A 15,486-nucleotide genomic window follows, 5' to 3' on the forward strand; every position below is an offset into this window, starting at 1 on the left:
GTGATCGTCGGCAACGCCGACACCCGCCGCGTCGGGCCCCATATCTACACGCCACGGTCCGTCGTATGATCAAGCCACGCCAGGATATCGTCGAGCCGCGCAAATGTGGTGCGAGGGGGCACCGCGGGGCGCTGGATCATCAGCACGCGCAGCCCCAGTTCGCGCGCGGCGATAAGCTTGGCCTCGGCCCCCGTGCCGCCGGCGTTCTTGGCGATGATCAGCTTGGTCCCGTGGTCGCGCAGCAGGGCGATGTCTCCGGCCACGTCGAACGGTCCGCGGGCGAGGGTCACGGTCGTATGCGGCAAGGGCAGCGGCGCGGCGGGCTGGTCCACCAGCCGCAGCAGATAATGGTGTTGCGGATGATTGGCAAAGACGGACAGCGCCTGCTTGCCGATGGCCAGAAAGACCCGCGTCGGCACCTGCGGCAGGGATGCGGCGGCGGCTTCGATACTTGGCAGATGGGTCCAATTGTCGGCGGCAGTCTCGGCCCACGGGGCACGCTCAAAAGCGGCCAGCGGGATGCCTGCCTGCGTGCTGGCTGCATGGGCGTTACGGCTCATCTGCGCGGCGAAGGGATGGGTCGCGTCGATCACGCGGGTGATGTGGTTCTGCGCGATAAACGCCAGCAATCCGGCCACGCCGCCAAAGCCACCTACGCGGGTGGGCAAGGGCTGCGCCACGGGGGCCGCCGTGCGTCCGGCATAGCTGAACAGCGCATCATCGCCACGTTCGGCCAGCGCGCGCGCGAGGTTCGACGCTTCTGTCGTGCCGCCAAGAATGAGGGTGCGCGTCATGGCTGATCCTGTTGCTGCCTGGGTGACCCTGATTGGTCTGGGCGAAGATGGCCTTGGCGGGCTGACCGATGCAAGCCGAAAGGCGCTGGCAGAGGCCGACGTGATCTTTGGCGGGGCGCGGCATCTGGCGCTTTGTGACGCGGGCGCGCGGGGACGCGAATGGCCGTTGCCGTTCAGCGTAGAGCCGGTGTTGGAACATCGCGGGCGTGCGGTTGTGGTGCTCGCCTCGGGTGATCCGTTCTGGCACGGCGTGGGCGGTTCGCTGGCGCAGGTGCTGGACCCGTCGGAATGGCGCTGCTTTCCCGCGCCGTCCTGCATGACGCTGGCGGCTGCGCGGCTTGGCTGGCGGTTGGAGGAGGTCACGACCCTTGGCCTGCATGCTGCCCCGTTCGAGGTGTTGCTGCCCCATCTGGCGGCAGGCGCGCGGCTGATCTGCACTTTGCGCGATGGTGCGGCCCCTGCGGCGCTGGCAGACTATCTGACCGCGCAGGGTTTCGGCCCGTCCCGCCTGACGGTGATGGAGGCGCTTGGCGGTCCGCGTGAAATCGCGCGCGCGGCCGATGCCGCGACGTTTGACCTGGACGGCGTCGCCGCCCCTGTGGTGGTGGCGATTGCGGTGTCGGGAGGGGCTGGGATCAGCCACGCGCCTGGACGGGACGCGGCGCTTTTTGCCCATGACAGCCAGATCACCAAATCACCGATGCGCGCGTTGACGCTGGCCGCGCTGGCCCCCCGCGCGGGGGAGCTGCTGTGGGATGTGGGGGGCGGATCGGGCTCTGTCTCTGTTGAATGGTGTCTGGCCGCGCCGCACGCGCAGTCCATTGCAATCGAGCCGCGCGAAAGCCGCTGCGATAATATCACCGAGAACGCCCGCCGCTTTGGGCTGGGGGGTCGGATGCGCTGCGTGCAGGGCACGGCGCCCGATGCGCTGGCCGATCTGCCCCTGCCCGCTGCGGTCTTTCTGGGGGGTGGCGCGTCAGAGGATGTCTTGCAGGCGATCTGGCGCAGGATCACGCCGGGCACGCGGTTGGTGGCGAATGCGGTGGCGCTTGAAACCCAAGCCTTGCTGATCCGCTGGCATGGGATGCACGGCGGGCAATTGCTGCGGATCGACTTGGCGCAGGCGGCCCCGTTGGGGACCATGCAGGGCTGGCACCCCAGCCGCCCGCAACTGCAATGGAGCGTGACCCGATGACCGTCGCGGGCATAGGATTGCGCGCGGATGCGACCGAGGCGGATTTGCACGCAGCCCTTGCGTTGACGCGGCGCAGGCCGGACACGCTCGCGACCCTCGCGATCAAGGTGACGCCGGCGCTACGGCGTTTTGCCGATAGTCTGGGATTGCCGCTGATCGAACTGTCGGAAGCCGATATCGCAGACATCCCGACGCGCACCGTGTCACCGCGCGTGCAGGCGCGGTTCGGGACCGGATCACTTGCCGAGGCCGCCGCATTGCGCGTTGCCGGTCGCGGTGCCAAATTGACGACCTTGCGTGTGACCAGCCCCAATGGCATGGCCACCGTAGCTATCGCGGAAGGAATTGCCCCATGACTGTTCACTTTATCGGCGCGGGCCCCGGTGCCCCTGATCTGCTGACCCTGCGGGGGCGCGACCTGATCGCGGCCTGCCCTGTGTGTCTTTATGCCGGATCGCTGGTCCCGTCAGAGCTGCTGTCCTACTGCCCTGCGGATGCGAAGATCGTGAACACCGCGTCGCTGTCGCTGGACGAGATCATGGCAGAGATCAAGGCCGCCGATGATGCGGGGCAGGATGTGGCGCGGCTTCATTCGGGTGATCTATCGGTCTGGTCCGCCATGGGCGAGCAGCTGCGCCGCTTGCGCGAGCTGGACATCGACTATGACATCACCCCCGGCGTGCCCGCCTTTGCCGCTGCCGCCGCCGCTTTGGGGAACGAGCTGACGCTGCCCGGTGTGGCGCAGTCGCTTGTTCTCACGCGGACCTCGGGGCGGGCGTCGGCCATGCCCGAGGGTGAAACGCTCGAGAATTTCGCCGCCACGGGTGCCACGCTGGCGATCCACCTGTCGGTGCATGTGCTGGATGATGTGGTCGCGCGGCTCACCCCTCATTACGGAGAGGACTGCCCCGTCGCCATCGTCTGGCGCGCCAGCTGGCCGGATCAACGGGTGGTGCGGGCCACTTTGGGCAGCGTGATCGACGCCACCGACGGCGAACGCGGGCGCACGGCGCTGATCCTTGTGGGCCGCGCGCTGACGGCTGAGGAGTTCCGCGAAAGCTGTCTGTACGCGGGCGATTACGACCGCCGCTTCCGCCCCGTGGGCACAGAGCCGCGCTTTCCCGAGGGCACAGAATGATGGAGACTACGCAACTGCCCAAGGGCCTGATGATCTCGGCCCCGGCGTCGGGCACGGGCAAGACCACCTTGATGTTGGGCCTTTTGAACGCGCTCAGCCGTCGCGGCGTCGACGTGCGCCCGTTCAAGAGCGGGCCGGATTACATCGACCCCGGCTTTCACCGCGCGGCTTGCGGGCGGTCGTCCTATAATATCGATAGCTGGGCCATGGGATCGGGTGTGTTGTGCAATCTGATCGGCACCGCCCATGGCGGCGATCTGGCCCTGATCGAAGGGTCAATGGGGCTGTTTGATGGTGTGGCGCAACCGGGGGAAACCTCGAACGGGGCGAGCGCCGATATCTCTGCCATGACGGGCTGGCCGGTGGTGTTGCTGCTGGATGTATCGGGTCAGGCGCAATCCGCTGCGGCCACCGCACTTGGGTTCAAGACGATGCGCCCGGATGTGCATGTCGCGGGTGTGGTGCTGAACAAGGTCGCCAGCCCCCGTCACGAGGCGCTGCTGCGTCTCGGGATGGAGCAGGTCGGCATCCCCGTTCTGGGCGCGCTGCCCCGTCAGGGATCGGTCACGCTGCCGGAACGCCACTTGGGTCTGGTGCAGGCCGAGGAACAGCCCGAGCTGATGAAGCTGCTGGATGCGGCGGGAGATTTCATCGCGCAGCATATCGATCTTGATCTGATCGTCGCTGCCGCCCAAGGGCGCAGTATCCCCGACGGGCCAGATGTGCTGCCCCCGCCCCCCGGTCAACGGATCGCTTTGGCCAAGGACGCCGCGTTTTCGTTCATCTATCCGCATTTGCTGGACCACTGGATCGCCGCGGGTGCGCAGGTGTTGCCCTTCTCGCCGCTGGCGGATGAGGCACCGGACGACAGCGCCGACATCTGCTGGCTGCCCGGCGGCTATCCCGAGCTGCACGCCGGACGCCTTGCCGCTGCCGCGCAGTTCCGCGACAGCCTGCAACAATTCGCCACGACGCGCCCGGTGCATGGGGAATGCGGGGGCTATATGGCGATGGGGGCCGGGTTGGTCGACAAGGAAGGCGTGCGGCACCAGATGGCGGGGCTGCTGGGGCTGGAAACCAGCTATGAGAAGCGCAAGATGCATCTGGGCTACCGGCTTGCCACGCTGAACGAACCCGGCCCCGGCTATGACGCGGGCGCGCGGTTGCGGGGACATGAATTCCACTACTCGACCATCCTGTCGCAACCAGACACGCCGCTGGCGCGGGTGGTCGATGCCAATGGGGCCGAAGTGCCCGAGACAGGCTCGCGCCGCGGCCATGCGACGGGCACCTTCTTTCACCTGATTGCGGGGGCGTCATGAGCGGTTTTGTCTCTTTCGTCTCGTCCGGTCCGGGTGATCCCGAGCTGCTGACCGTGAAAGCGGTAAAGCGGTTGCAAGAGGCCGAAGTCGTTCTGTTCGACGATCTGTCGGCGGGTCCGATCCTTGAACATGTCTCGCCCGAGGCGGATCTGATCGGGGTCGGCAAACGCGCCGGACGGCTGTCTCCGAAGCAGGATCACGTGAGCCGTTTGCTGGTCGAACACGCATTGACCGGCGCGCGGGTGGTGCGGCTGAAAAGTGGGGACGCGGGCGTGTTTGGCCGGCTTGAAGAAGAGCTGACCGCGCTGAAAGCGGCAGGCGTCGCCTTCGAGATCATCCCCGGTGTGACGGCGGCGTCTTCGGCGGCGGCGGCGGCGATGATCCCGCTGACCCGACGGCTGACCGCGCGGCGGGTGCAATTCATCACCGGCCACGGCGAATCGGGTGCCTTGCCCGAAGATCTGAACATGGCGGCGCTGGCCGACCCTACGGCGACCACGGTCGTCTACATGGGCCGCCGCACCTTTGCAGGTTTCGCCGCGCGGCTGATCGAGGCGGGCTTGCCCCCCTCGACCCCAGCCCTGCTGGCAGAGGCGGTATCGACCCCCGATCAAAAGCTGAGCCGCCACACCGTGGAAAGCCTTGCCCATCTGCCACTGGATCCCGCAACGTCAGCGCCTGCGCTGATCCTTTACGGGCCGTTGACCGAATAGATGACTTGACAAAACCAGCCCGAAAATGACCACCTATTCCGGACGGTTCCCCGTGCGCCTTCGGGCAATCGGGGTGAAAAGGGAATACGGTGCGGTGCCAAAGCAAAGGTGCCAAATCCGGAACTGCCCCCGCACCTGTAAGTGAAGAGCAACCCGCATTGCCACTGGGCCACACCGCCTGGGAAGGCGCGGCACGCATGGACGCACAAAGTCAGGAGACCTGCCGTCATGGGGATGATCCCCGATCCAACTGGCTGCTCCCCCGGGGCGGCTTTTACATTATGCCGTCGGGGAAGACGGTAAGGAGACCTGAATATGCATATCGAACCCGAAGTCGTGACCGGCGCCAAGCTGGTCCTGTCCTATGGCACCGCCGCCGGTGCTGCGGCCTACACCGCGAAAACCGCAATGGACTCTGTCCGTGAGAAAGGCGTCGTGCCTTTTGCGGGCGGAGCCGTGGTGGCCACCGCGCTGACCTTTGTCTTTTTTCAGGTCTTCCCGCATTTCCCCGTGGGCGTGAGCGAAGTGCACCTGATCCTCGGGTCGACCCTGTTCTTGCTGTTCGGCGTGGCCCCTGCGGCTGCGGGTCTGGCGCTTGGTCTGCTGGCGCAGGGCGTGTTCTTTGCCCCCATCGACCTGCCGCAATACACGATGAACGTCACCACGCTGCTGGTGCCCTTGTTCATGGTCTCGGCGCTGGCCAAACGCATCATCGCGCCCAACACCGCCTATGTTGATCTGACCTATGTTCAAGCGCTCAAGCTGTCGACCGCGTTTCAGGCGGGCGTTGTGGGCTGGGTGGCGTTCTGGGCCATCTACGGTCAGGGCTTTGCCGCCAGCAACATCGCCGCTGTCGCCAGCTTTGGCGGGGCCTATATGATGGTCATCCTGATCGAGCCGCTGGTGGATCTGGCCGTGCTCGCCGCCGCGAAAACCCTGCGCGATTTCGCGAGCAGCGCGCTGTTCACCAAACGTCTGACGCAGACCGCCGCTGAATAATCCAAGACCCGACGCGGCCCCCTACTCTGCGGGCCGCGTCACCCCCTGCCGGAGCCTCAAGATGTTTACGCTTTCACTGATCGGCATCGGGTCCGGCAATCCCAAACACCTGACATTACAAGCCATCGATGCGCTGAATGCCTGCGATGTGATCCTGATTCCGTCCAAGGGCGCGGGCAAGGATGATCTGGCTGGCCTGCGGCACGAGATTTGCGCCCAGGTGCTGCGGTCGGACGGGCCTGATATTCACGAATTCACCCTGCCCAAACGCGACGCCGCCAACCCTGATTATCACGCGGGCGTCCACGATTGGCATGATGCCATTGCGCAGGTCTGGCTGGCCGAGATGCAGCGCACCCTGCCCAAAGGCGGCCGTGTCGGCTTTCTCGTCTGGGGGGATCCGTCGCTGTATGACAGCACCCTGCGCATTGCGGAGCGGTTGCAAAAGGCCGTCACACTCACCGTCGATGTCGTGCCGGGGATCACCTCTCTTCAGGTACTGACGGCGGGCCATGCGATCCCGCTGAACACCATCGGCAATCCCGTCACCATCACCACCGGTCGGCAGCTGCGCGATCATGGCTGGCCACAGGGAGTGGATACGATTGCCGTCATGCTGGACGGCACCTGCGCCTTCGAGGTGTTGCGGCAGCACAGCGGAGTGCACATCTGGTGGACCGCCTATGCCGGCATGCCGAACGAGCGTCGCATCGCAGGCCCGCTGGATCAAGTCTGCGACCGCATCATCGCCACACGGGCAGAGGCCCGCGCCGCCCATGGCTGGATCATGGATATCTACCTGCTGCGCCGGTAGACACGCGCGCTACAGCTTTTCGAGCCGTTGCAAGATCGGGCAATCGGGGCGGTCATCGCCAGCGCATTCATGCACCAGATGGGTCAAGGTCTGACGAATATCTTGCAGGTCCGCGATCTTGCTTTCTATCTGCGCCAGATGTTGCTGGGCGATGGCGCGGACATCGGCGCTGGCGCGATCCTGATCATCCCAAAGCGCCAGCAGGTCGCGGCAATTCTCGATCGTGAAGCCCAAGGCCCGCGCACGGCCCAGAAACGTCAGCTTATGCACGTCGCTGTCGCAAAAGCTGCGATACCCGTTGGTGTCACGCGCGGGCGTGATCAGACCGATGTCTTCGTAGTAGCGGATGGTCTTGGCAGGCAGACCTGCGCTTTTCGACACGTCACCGATGTTCATGGACGTCTCCTTTCGTTGAATTAGGCGGTTGCTGCGGCGGCGATCCACCGCAGGCGCAGGGCGTTGAACAGGACAAAGACGCTCGACAATGCCATGGCGGCGGCGGCAAGCACGGGCGACAGCAGCACGCCGAACAGCGGATAGAGCACACCGGCTGCAACGGGGATCAGCAGCGCGTTATAGCCAAAGGCCCAAAAGAGGTTCTGGCGGATATTGCGCATGGTGTGCTGGCTGATGTGCAGGGCGTTCACCACCCCTTGCAGATCGCCCGACATCAGCACCACGTCGGCCGCTTCGATAGCGACATCCGTCCCGGTACCGATGGCGATACCCACGTCGACCCCCGCCAGCGCGGGCGCATCATTGATCCCGTCCCCGACAAAGGCGACCTTGTGGCCCGCCTGTTGCAGGTCCTCCAGCGCGGCGACCTTGCCATCGGGCAGCACTTCGGCGACCACGGTATCGATCCCCAAACGGTCGGCAATCGCCTGCGCCGTCGCCTTGTTGTCACCGGTGATCATTGCGATTTTCAGCCCCGCTTCGTGCAGTGCCTCCAGCGCTTGGGGCGTCGTTTCCTTGATCGGGTCGGCGACGCCGATCATCGCGACAAGCGCCCCATCCACGGCGGCGAAAAGCGGTGTCTTGCCCTCTGCCCCCCATGCTGCCGACCGCCCCTCTGCCGCGCCGAGAGAGACCCCTTCGGCCTGCATGAAACGGTCCGCCCCGACAAGCACGCGACGCCCTTCGACCTCGGCGCGTACGCCGTGGCCGGTTTGCGAGGCAAAAGAGGTCACCGCTGCCAGCGACAGCCCCTTTGTTTCGGCATGGCGCAGGATGGCGCTGGCAATCGGGTGCTCTGACTGCGCCTCGACCGACGCGACGAGCCGCAACGCATCGGCCTGCGACCAGCCGTTGAAGACATCCAGATCCGTCACCTCGGGCCGACCGGCGGTCAGCGTGCCGGTTTTATCAAGCGCGATGGTATCGACCTCGGCCAAGACCTGCAGCGCGTCCCCCTTGCGGAACAGTACGCCCATCTCGGCCCCTCGCCCTGTGCCCACCATGATAGAGGTCGGCGTGGCCAGCCCCATCGCACAGGGGCAGGCGATGATCAGCACCGCGACGCTTGCCACCAGAGCGTGCCCCAAGGACGGCTGCGGCCCGAACGCCAGCCAGACAAGGAAGGTGGCCGCGGCAATCGCCATGACGACGGGCACGAACCACATGGTGATGCGGTTGACCATATCCTGCACCGGCAGCTTGGCACCTTGGGCGTCCTCGACCATGCGCACGATCTGCGACAGGGTCGTGTCTGCGCCCACATGGGTCGCGCGGTAGACCAGCGCGCCGGTGCCATTCACCGTCCCTCCGACCACACGCGTGTCGGGCAGTTTTTCGACGGGCACGGGTTCGCCGGTGATCATGCTTTCATCGACATAGGAACTGCCACGTGTCACGGTCCCGTCTACGGCGATCTTTTCACCGGGGCGCGCATGGATCAGATCGCCGACGGTGATCGCGTCGATCGCAACCTCTGACACGTTGCCGTCTCGCTCTACCCGCGCGGTTTTGGGGCGCAGCCCGACCAGCTTGCGGATCGCTTGTCCGGTTTGGCCCTTTGCCCGCGCCTCTAGCGTGCGCCCCAGCAGGATCAGCGTGACGATCATCGCGGCGGCTTCGAAATAGACCGCTTGCGCACCGGCGGGCAGCAACTGTGGCAAGAACAGCGCCACGGTGGAAAAGCCCCATGCCGCCGTGGCCCCCAGAAACACCAGAGAGTTCATGTCAGGCGTGCGTTTCAACAGCGCTGGCACGCCGGTGACAAAAAAGCGCCGCCCGGGCCATGCCAGAACGATGGTGGTCAGTACGAACTGGATCGACCAGCTCAGCTGCTGCCCCAGCGTCGACATGACCCAATGGTGGAACGCGGGGATCATATGGCCGCCCATCTCGAGCACAAACACCGGCAGGGTCAGCGCCGCGGCCAGCAGCGTCATACGTTTAAGATGCGCGGCTTCTTCAACCTTGCGGTCCGGCGCGAGGGAAGATGCGGTGTCCGTCACGGGGGTGGCGGGGTAGCCCGCGGCTTGCGCAGCCTGCACAATGGCGGCATCCGGCTCTGCGCTAAGCGACTGCACCACGGCCTCTTCCCGGGCGAGGTTGACGCTGACATCGACCACACCCGGCACGGCCGCCAAGGCGCGTTCGACCCGCCCGACGCAGGATGCACATGACATGTTTTCAATGGCATAGCGCCGCGTTTGCAAGGTGGCGGGGTAGCCTGCGGTCGCAAGTGCGGCGACGGCGTCCTTGGGGTCGAAACCCGATGCCACCTGCAGCGACGCGGTTTCCGAGGCGAGGTTCACGCGGGCGTCCTGCACACCCTCCACGCGCCCAAGCGCGGTCTCGACCCGCCCCACGCAAGAGGCGCAATTCATACCGCCAATTCCAAAATTTATCGCAACTACATCGCCCATCAGCCGTCTCCTTGGGGTGTCTTGCCCCTCAGATAGGGCTTCCAGTTAATGGAAGGTCAAGCGGTGATATGGATTTTATTCGATCTCGCTGCAGATTCCGGTGTCTGCCCTAGGCCGGTTAAGACTTTGGAAAGACATCTGCGCGATGGTGAGCGTCAAACGATGAGCGGAGGGTGTGTATCGACGGATGCAGTCAAGAACACTGGTGATCAAGGGAAAAGGCGGATTGGGCAACCGCATCCTGTCTGCGATCTCGGGTCTGGTTTACGCTGATCTCTCCGGCCGCAAGCCCGTGATCGACTGGCGCGACGGCAGCTATGCGCCGCTTGGTGAAAACGCTTATCCGCTGCTATTCCAGTCTCCGATCGGGGGCGAAGCGATTGGGGGTGCCACAATGGATGACGGGGCCGATGTTTGCCCCGCGATCTGGGCTGGCAATCTGCATCGCCAGCCTCAAGACATGATCGACGCCTATATGCCGCGGTCACACTCAAACCCCTGGGGCTATCGGCGGCTTTGCGTGGACCTCAAGCGGCTGGACCAGTCTCAGGCGGTGGCGGTCTATTGGTCTTACCTGCCAAAGCTGGGCCGCATGCGACAACACCTGCGCCGGTATGCACGCTTTGCTAAACGGGGGGAGCGCGAGATTTTCGCCGATTATCTCGGCCGCTATTTTACCCCCAACGCACGGGTCCGCCATGCGCTATCGCAAATGCGCCCAACGGCAAAACTGCCCAGCATCGGGGTTCATATCAGGTTCACCGATCGAAAAATCCCGCTTGGCCCGGTGTTGAAGACCCTGGAACAGCTAAAGGCCCGCCATCCGACCGCGACCATCTTTCTTGCGACGGACAATGCCGAGATCGAGGATCGTTTGAAGCGTGCGTTCGACAAGGTCATAACCCATCCCAAACGGCTAGGCCCTGCCGGCGCGCGTTTGCATGGGCCGGATACAACATGCAACCCGCTGCAAGAGGCGGAAAATGCCCTGATCGACATGTGGCAATTGTCACGTTGTGATCACCTGATCTATTCCCGCCGCTCGACCTTCTCTGTCACCTCTGGCTACTTGGGGCGTTTTGCCCCTGCGCGTATCCACGATGTCGAACGGTATTCTCCGACGCTTTGGGCCAAGGAACTGTTGCAACGCTATGCTTGATCATACCCCCGCAGCCATATCTTGCGGGCGGCCCAGACCGCCGCCCAATGCGCCGCCCGCGCCCGTCTTTGCGCCTTGCGCGAAGCCACGAACGGCCGCGTGGCCAAATACCGCAGCGCCGACCAAAGCCACATCAGAAAGACCCCCGCCCCCTGTTGCCACGCCGGCCAGTGATCGCGGACCAATGACGCACGCGACGTCATCACCGCGATCGCCTTTGCCTCTGTCACCGTGGTAGAGGCCCCGACATGATGCACGATCTGCGCCTTCGGCGTGATCAGCGGCTGATATCCCAAGTGAATCGCACGCACGCAAAGATCGGCATCCTCGCCATACATGAAATATTTCTCCGAAAAGCCGCCCAGTTGATGCCACAAGGAACGGTCGATCAACAGAAAACACCCCACAACGATATCGACAGGGCCCACAGAATCCCGCCGCCAGCGCCCGTAGGCTTCGGGATTAAACACCGCGCTGCGCGGGAAAGCTGTGGTGAGCCCGATCGCTTTGAACAACAGGCTGGCCACAGTGGGCCGCGCCCAACATGACGCGATGTTAAGCGACCCGTCAGCAAAAATGGTTCGCCCACCCCATATCCCCGCCTGCGGATTTTCGCGCGCAAAGGCGACGAGTTGATCGACCGCATCGGTATGAAGTTCGGTATCAGGGTTCAGCAACAGTAAATAGTCGGAACAACACTGCTGCGCGGCAAGATTATTCGCGCGCGCAAAGCCCAGATTCTGTGCCGAGCGGACCAGACGGACCTGCGGAAACGCCGCAGCTATCGCATCTGCCGAACCGTCAGAGGAGGCGTTATCCCAAACAATACACTCAAATTGAGTCAACTGCGTGTGTTCATACAGCGTTTCTATCGCCCTAAGCGTCAATTCCCGCGTGTTGTAACTGACGATCACGACACTAAGGGCAGGCCCGCGATCAACCGTCGCCAGCTTCAGCACCCCGTCGCCCGCAACACGACACCCACGGTTGCCTTTAGTATTCGCAGATCCTCGGACAGTGACAGGGTGCTGAAGTATTGCGTGTCGAAATCTGCGCGCTCTGAAAACCTTGCTCTGTTCCGGGATGAGACCTGCCAGTTCCCACTGATCCCGGGCCGCAGGCTTTCGTAGTGGTCACCCTGATAAAGCCCCCTTTGAGACACCAACATGGGTCGGGGCCCGACGAGGCTCATCTCTCCTCTCAGCACGTTAACGAACTGGGGCAGTTCATCCAGTGACGTGCACCGCAAGAACCGGCCCACCGTTGTAACACGGGGATCGTGGCGCAGCTTCTGGTTTTGTCGCCATTCATCCCTGGCCTTTGGATTTTGTGCTAAATAGTCTCTTAACGAGTGCGGATCGTGGGGATGCATTGTTCGCAGCTTCCACATCTTGAAGACCCGCCCATCTTTACCGACGCGTTCCTGGGTGAAGAACGGAGACTGCCCAGTTGCTGCCACAAGACAGGCAAGAAGGCAGATCACGAGAACCACGATCGGTGCAGATAAAATGCAAAAGACGATGTCAAAACAGCGCTTGCCATATAGGCGGTAAAACTCCCGATGCAGATCGCTCCGCTGCAGGGTGTCCACGCGTGGATAGGCTTGGCGTTTAAAGACATTTGTATGATGCACCGGAAACTCCTTCTTCGGCTCAGGCCAGGGGAAAGGTCGATGCATCAATGGTTATGGGGACAGGCTTACTACGGGGTTAAGGAAAAACATCCAATTTGAATGACTGTGTAGAAAAGCCGTTCATCATGACGCGTTCCAAACGCGACGACGGCGATAAACCCGTTATACTGCATGATGTAATTTACGGTAAACTATGGTTTGCGCCGGCCACTCAGCGCAGGCGCTTGTCGCCAAGTCGCGTATATGCCGCCAAGAGATGCGGTTCGGACGAAGACCATGCCAGCGCATTCACGACCCTCTCGCGCCCGGCCTTCCCCATCGCCGCTCTTAATGACGGGTCGTCGATGAGCTGTTTAATGCAATCGGCAAATCGAATCGGATCATTTGAAGCCGCGTAGAGGGAGGCCGTTTCGGCGGTGCGCCGACCTTCGGTCAGGTCGAACTGAACGACAGGTTTGCCCAGCGCCATGTATTCAACCACCTTGTTCATTGATGATATGTCGTTCATCGCATTGCAGGGATCTGGGGCAAGCCCCATATCTATCGTGTTCAAGGCGTCCACCAAAGCGCGGCCATAAAGTGCGCCGGTGAACGTAAAGTAACCCGTCAACCCAAGGTCATCGACCTGGCGTTTCATGTCGGGCAATGAGGGGCCGAAGCCGATAATCAAAAAGTGGATATCGCGCGTGCCCGAGGTCACAAGGTGATGCGCCGCGAAAAGCAACAGATCCATTCCCTCCTGCTGTCCGATCACGCCGACATACCCAAGAAGCGTCTTTCCCTCGCGCCGGTATCTCTGCGACCCTGGCCCAGGCGTAAAATCTGTCAGGTTCGGAGCGGAGCGCACAACGAATATGTCATCGTGGCATTTGCCGCCCCGTGTCATCGCGATTTCGCGAAAGCTTTCATTCGGGGATATCACCACGAATGCAGCACGGTAGCTGAGCAATTCACACTTTCGCATGACGTGGTAACCTACGCCTTGTTTGTTAAACTTGGCGACAAAAAGTTCTGGGCAGACATCGTGCTGGTCAAACACATAAGAAACACCCTTGCGTCGGTACCACATGGCAAGAAGGCAGATCAGATCAGGTGGATTGCACCCGTGGATCGCCTGAAAAGGATTTTGCCGCCAAATACGCCGCGCAAGCCGAAACCAATGCCAGATTGCGCTAGCATATTCCCTAGCATATGAAACCGCGCCGCCTCCGGTTTCAGGAACAGCGGGGTACCGGTAAATATCCACGCCTTCGCGCCGTTCAAATGGCGCAACCCATCCCTGACCCGTGGGCGAAATGATAGAGACTTGGTAGCCTGCGCGAACTAAAGTCGTCGCTTCCAGCCAGACCCGGCGATCGAGCGGCACTGGTAGGTTTTCAACCACGATCAAGATATGACGCACGGGCGGTTCGGGCATAGGTCCTTCAACATCAGAATCAGATTGGCGTCCGTTTTGGCAGCAACGGGTGAACATGAAGTTAATTCCGAAGCGCCGTCGGCTAAGTTGTCTCCAATAGGAAACATCACCGCTCGGTTCAGCCAATTACCCGGTATTTGCATCAATCTTGCTTGATTTGGGGGCTTGCCGCGCCCTTTCGCCCCGCGTATTCCAGCACGTGGGACACCCTTCCCCAACGAAGGGCGCTTATCTGAAAGGGTAGCTACATGGCTATTACGACACCGACCTCGCGGCCCACGAATCCGCGTTTTTCCTCTGGCCCGTGTGCCAAACCCCCCGTTTATGACCTGACCAAGCTTGCGAGCGCGCCTTTGGGGCGTAGCCACCGCGCGGCACCGGGCAAAGCGAAATTGCTTGAAGCAATTGAAACCACCCGCGAAATTCTGGGCGTGCCTGCCGATTATAAGATCGGCATCGTTCCGGCGTCTGACACTGGCGCTTATGAAATGGCGATGTGGTCGTTGCTGGGCGAACGCCCTGCGGAAATGGTCGCATGGGAATCCTTCGGCGCAGGCTGGGTGACCGACGCCGTGAAACAGCTCAAGATCGAGCACACGGTACATACCGCGGATTATGGTCAAATTGTCGACATGTCGGCGTTGAACTACGACAACGACGTGTGCTTCACTTGGAACGGGACAACCTCTGGCGTGCGCGTCCCAACGGGCGATGTTATCCCTGCCGACCGCAAGGGGCTGACACTATGCGATGCGACATCGGCTGCCTTCGCGATGGATCTGCCGTGGGACAAACTGGATGTGACGACATTCAGCTGGCAGAAAGTTCTGGGCGGCGAAGCAGCACACGGCATGCTGATCCTCAGCCCTCGTGCCGTCGAGCGGCTTGAAAACTATACGCCTGCTTGGCCCCTGCCCAAGATCTTCCGCCTGACCAAAGGTGGCAAGCTGATCGACGGGATTTTCAAGGGCGAGACGATCAACACGCCTTCGATGCTTTGCGTTGAAGATTACCTGCTGGCGCTTGATTGGGCGAAATCCGTCGGCGGCCTGCAAGGTCTGATCGCGCGCGCCGATGCGAATACGGCAGCGATCACGGATTTTGTGGACACGCATGACTGGATCGAATTCCTCGCGGTTGATCCGGCGACACGGTCGAACACATCGGTCTGCCTGAAATTCAATGACGACCGGATCGCAGACGGCGCAGCCTTCGCAAAAGCTGTCGCGAAACGTCTCGCGGACGAGGATGTCGCATTGGACATCGGTGCCTACCGCGATGCCCCTGCCGGTCTGCGGATCTGGTGCGGCGGCACCGTCGAAACCTCTGACATCCAGGCCATGCTGCCTTGGTTGGAATGGGCTTTCGAAGCCGAGATCAACGCTTAATTTCGGGTTCCCCGCTTGGCGATCACGCCAGGCGGGTGGCT

Annotated in this window: 15 protein-coding genes and 1 riboswitch; of the genes, 9 read left to right on the top strand and 6 right to left on the bottom strand. The window is 62.5% G+C overall.

What is annotated here, in order from left to right; all coding sequences use genetic code 11:
- Nucleotides 1–44 precede the first annotated feature (44 nt).
- On the bottom strand, nt 45–794 hold the full coding sequence (locus tag B4F27_RS17380; protein ID WP_286760278.1) for a cobalt-precorrin-6A reductase: 750 nt from the start codon (nt 792–794) through the stop codon (nt 45–47).
- On the opposite strand from B4F27_RS17380, the gene cbiE reads away from it, so the two are divergent.
- The 7 genes from cbiE (at nt 793) to cobF (ending at nt 6,975) form a co-directional block, all read left to right on the top strand.
- The gene (gene cbiE, locus B4F27_RS17385; protein WP_286760279.1) at nt 793–1,989 is read left to right on the top strand and encodes a precorrin-6y C5,15-methyltransferase (decarboxylating) subunit CbiE; all 1,197 of its coding nucleotides are present in this window, start codon (nt 793–795) and stop codon (nt 1,987–1,989) included. The two genes, B4F27_RS17380 and cbiE, sit on opposite strands and share 2 nt — an antisense overlap.
- Complete coding sequence (locus B4F27_RS17390; RefSeq protein ID WP_286760280.1) at nt 1,986–2,345, top strand: cobalamin biosynthesis protein; 360 nt, start codon at nt 1,986–1,988, stop codon at nt 2,343–2,345. The genes cbiE and B4F27_RS17390 overlap by 4 nt, the downstream gene beginning before the upstream one ends.
- Nucleotides 2,342–3,127, top strand: a complete 786-nt coding sequence (gene cobM, locus B4F27_RS17395; RefSeq protein WP_037941160.1) for a precorrin-4 C(11)-methyltransferase — start codon at nt 2,342–2,344, stop codon at nt 3,125–3,127. The genes B4F27_RS17390 and cobM overlap by 4 nt, the downstream gene beginning before the upstream one ends.
- Nucleotides 3,124–4,449, top strand: a complete 1,326-nt coding sequence (locus tag B4F27_RS17400; RefSeq protein ID WP_286760281.1) for a cobyrinate a,c-diamide synthase — start codon at nt 3,124–3,126, stop codon at nt 4,447–4,449. Before cobM ends, B4F27_RS17400 begins: the two co-directional genes overlap by 4 nt.
- Nucleotides 4,446–5,162, top strand: a complete 717-nt coding sequence (cobA, locus tag B4F27_RS17405) for a uroporphyrinogen-III C-methyltransferase (RefSeq protein WP_009825406.1) — start codon at nt 4,446–4,448, stop codon at nt 5,160–5,162. Before B4F27_RS17400 ends, cobA begins: the two co-directional genes overlap by 4 nt.
- Nucleotides 5,163–5,190: 28 nt before the next feature.
- Nucleotides 5,191–5,404: riboswitch (cobalamin riboswitch) on the top strand.
- Between the two features lie 73 nt (nt 5,405–5,477).
- Nucleotides 5,478–6,161, top strand: a complete 684-nt coding sequence (locus B4F27_RS17410; RefSeq protein ID WP_286760282.1) for an energy-coupling factor ABC transporter permease — start codon at nt 5,478–5,480, stop codon at nt 6,159–6,161.
- Nucleotides 6,162–6,222: 61 nt separating this feature from the next.
- Complete coding sequence (gene cobF, locus B4F27_RS17415) at nt 6,223–6,975, top strand: precorrin-6A synthase (deacetylating) (protein ID WP_286760283.1); 753 nt, start codon at nt 6,223–6,225, stop codon at nt 6,973–6,975.
- Between the two features lie 9 nt (nt 6,976–6,984).
- Here cobF and cueR read toward each other — a convergent pair whose 3' ends face one another.
- Complete coding sequence (gene cueR / locus B4F27_RS17420; protein WP_005850098.1) at nt 6,985–7,371, bottom strand: Cu(I)-responsive transcriptional regulator; 387 nt, start codon at nt 7,369–7,371, stop codon at nt 6,985–6,987.
- Nucleotides 7,372–7,391: 20 nt separating this feature from the next.
- Nucleotides 7,392–9,848, bottom strand: a complete 2,457-nt coding sequence (locus B4F27_RS17425) for a heavy metal translocating P-type ATPase (protein WP_286760284.1) — start codon at nt 9,846–9,848, stop codon at nt 7,392–7,394.
- Nucleotides 9,849–10,035: 187 nt separating this feature from the next.
- Between B4F27_RS17425 and B4F27_RS17430 the strand changes: the two genes are divergently transcribed.
- Complete coding sequence (locus B4F27_RS17430; protein ID WP_286760285.1) at nt 10,036–11,007, top strand: NodZ family protein; 972 nt, start codon at nt 10,036–10,038, stop codon at nt 11,005–11,007.
- Here B4F27_RS17430 and B4F27_RS17435 read toward each other — a convergent pair.
- The 3 genes from B4F27_RS17435 to B4F27_RS17445 form a co-directional block, all read right to left on the bottom strand.
- Entirely contained in the window at nt 10,998–11,966 is a 969-nt protein-coding gene (locus B4F27_RS17435) for a glycosyltransferase family 2 protein (RefSeq protein ID WP_286760286.1), read from the bottom strand. The genes B4F27_RS17430 and B4F27_RS17435 overlap by 10 nt on opposite strands.
- The gene (locus B4F27_RS17440) at nt 11,960–12,640 is read right to left on the bottom strand and encodes a sugar transferase (protein ID WP_286760287.1); all 681 of its coding nucleotides are present in this window, start codon (nt 12,638–12,640) and stop codon (nt 11,960–11,962) included. Before B4F27_RS17440 ends, B4F27_RS17435 begins: the two co-directional genes overlap by 7 nt.
- A gap of 211 nt (nt 12,641–12,851) precedes the next feature.
- A complete protein-coding gene (locus B4F27_RS17445; protein WP_074637313.1) occupies nt 12,852–14,057 on the bottom strand; it encodes a glycosyltransferase family 4 protein in 1,206 nt (401 codons plus the stop codon).
- Nucleotides 14,058–14,305: 248 nt separating this feature from the next.
- Here B4F27_RS17445 and B4F27_RS17450 point away from each other — a divergent pair, with 248 nt between their 5' ends.
- Nucleotides 14,306–15,445 carry a phosphoserine transaminase gene (locus B4F27_RS17450; protein ID WP_064215851.1) on the top strand — a complete coding sequence of 380 codons (1,140 nt, stop codon included), beginning with the start codon at nt 14,306–14,308 and terminating at the stop codon, nt 15,443–15,445.
- Nucleotides 15,446–15,486 lie beyond the last annotated feature (41 nt).

This window comes from Sulfitobacter sp. UBA1132 (assembly GCF_002311545.1).
In the GTDB taxonomy this organism is placed as follows: Bacteria; Pseudomonadota; Alphaproteobacteria; order Rhodobacterales; family Rhodobacteraceae; genus Sulfitobacter; species Sulfitobacter pontiacus.

What these genes read in the sequence shown, in the direction of transcription:
- cbiE (WP_286760279.1), top strand. Translation starts at nt 793, where the DNA reads ATGGCTGATCCTGTTGCTGCCTGGGTGACCCTGATTGGTCTGGGCGAA.
- B4F27_RS17380 (WP_286760278.1), bottom strand. Translation starts at nt 794, where the DNA reads ATGACGCGCACCCTCATTCTTGGCGGCACGACAGAAGCGTCGAACCTC.
- B4F27_RS17390 (WP_286760280.1), top strand. Translation starts at nt 1,986, where the DNA reads ATGACCGTCGCGGGCATAGGATTGCGCGCGGATGCGACCGAGGCGGAT.
- cobM (WP_037941160.1), top strand. Translation starts at nt 2,342, where the DNA reads ATGACTGTTCACTTTATCGGCGCGGGCCCCGGTGCCCCTGATCTGCTG.
- B4F27_RS17400 (WP_286760281.1), top strand. Translation starts at nt 3,124, where the DNA reads ATGATGGAGACTACGCAACTGCCCAAGGGCCTGATGATCTCGGCCCCG.
- cobA (WP_009825406.1), top strand. Translation starts at nt 4,446, where the DNA reads ATGAGCGGTTTTGTCTCTTTCGTCTCGTCCGGTCCGGGTGATCCCGAG.
- B4F27_RS17410 (WP_286760282.1), top strand. Translation starts at nt 5,478, where the DNA reads ATGCATATCGAACCCGAAGTCGTGACCGGCGCCAAGCTGGTCCTGTCC.
- cobF (WP_286760283.1), top strand. Translation starts at nt 6,223, where the DNA reads ATGTTTACGCTTTCACTGATCGGCATCGGGTCCGGCAATCCCAAACAC.
- cueR (WP_005850098.1), bottom strand. Translation starts at nt 7,371, where the DNA reads ATGAACATCGGTGACGTGTCGAAAAGCGCAGGTCTGCCTGCCAAGACC.
- B4F27_RS17425 (WP_286760284.1), bottom strand. Translation starts at nt 9,848, where the DNA reads ATGGGCGATGTAGTTGCGATAAATTTTGGAATTGGCGGTATGAATTGC.
- B4F27_RS17430 (WP_286760285.1), top strand. Translation starts at nt 10,036, where the DNA reads ATGCAGTCAAGAACACTGGTGATCAAGGGAAAAGGCGGATTGGGCAAC.
- B4F27_RS17445 (WP_074637313.1), bottom strand. Translation starts at nt 14,057, where the DNA reads ATGCCCGAACCGCCCGTGCGTCATATCTTGATCGTGGTTGAAAACCTA.
- B4F27_RS17450 (WP_064215851.1), top strand. Translation starts at nt 14,306, where the DNA reads ATGGCTATTACGACACCGACCTCGCGGCCCACGAATCCGCGTTTTTCC.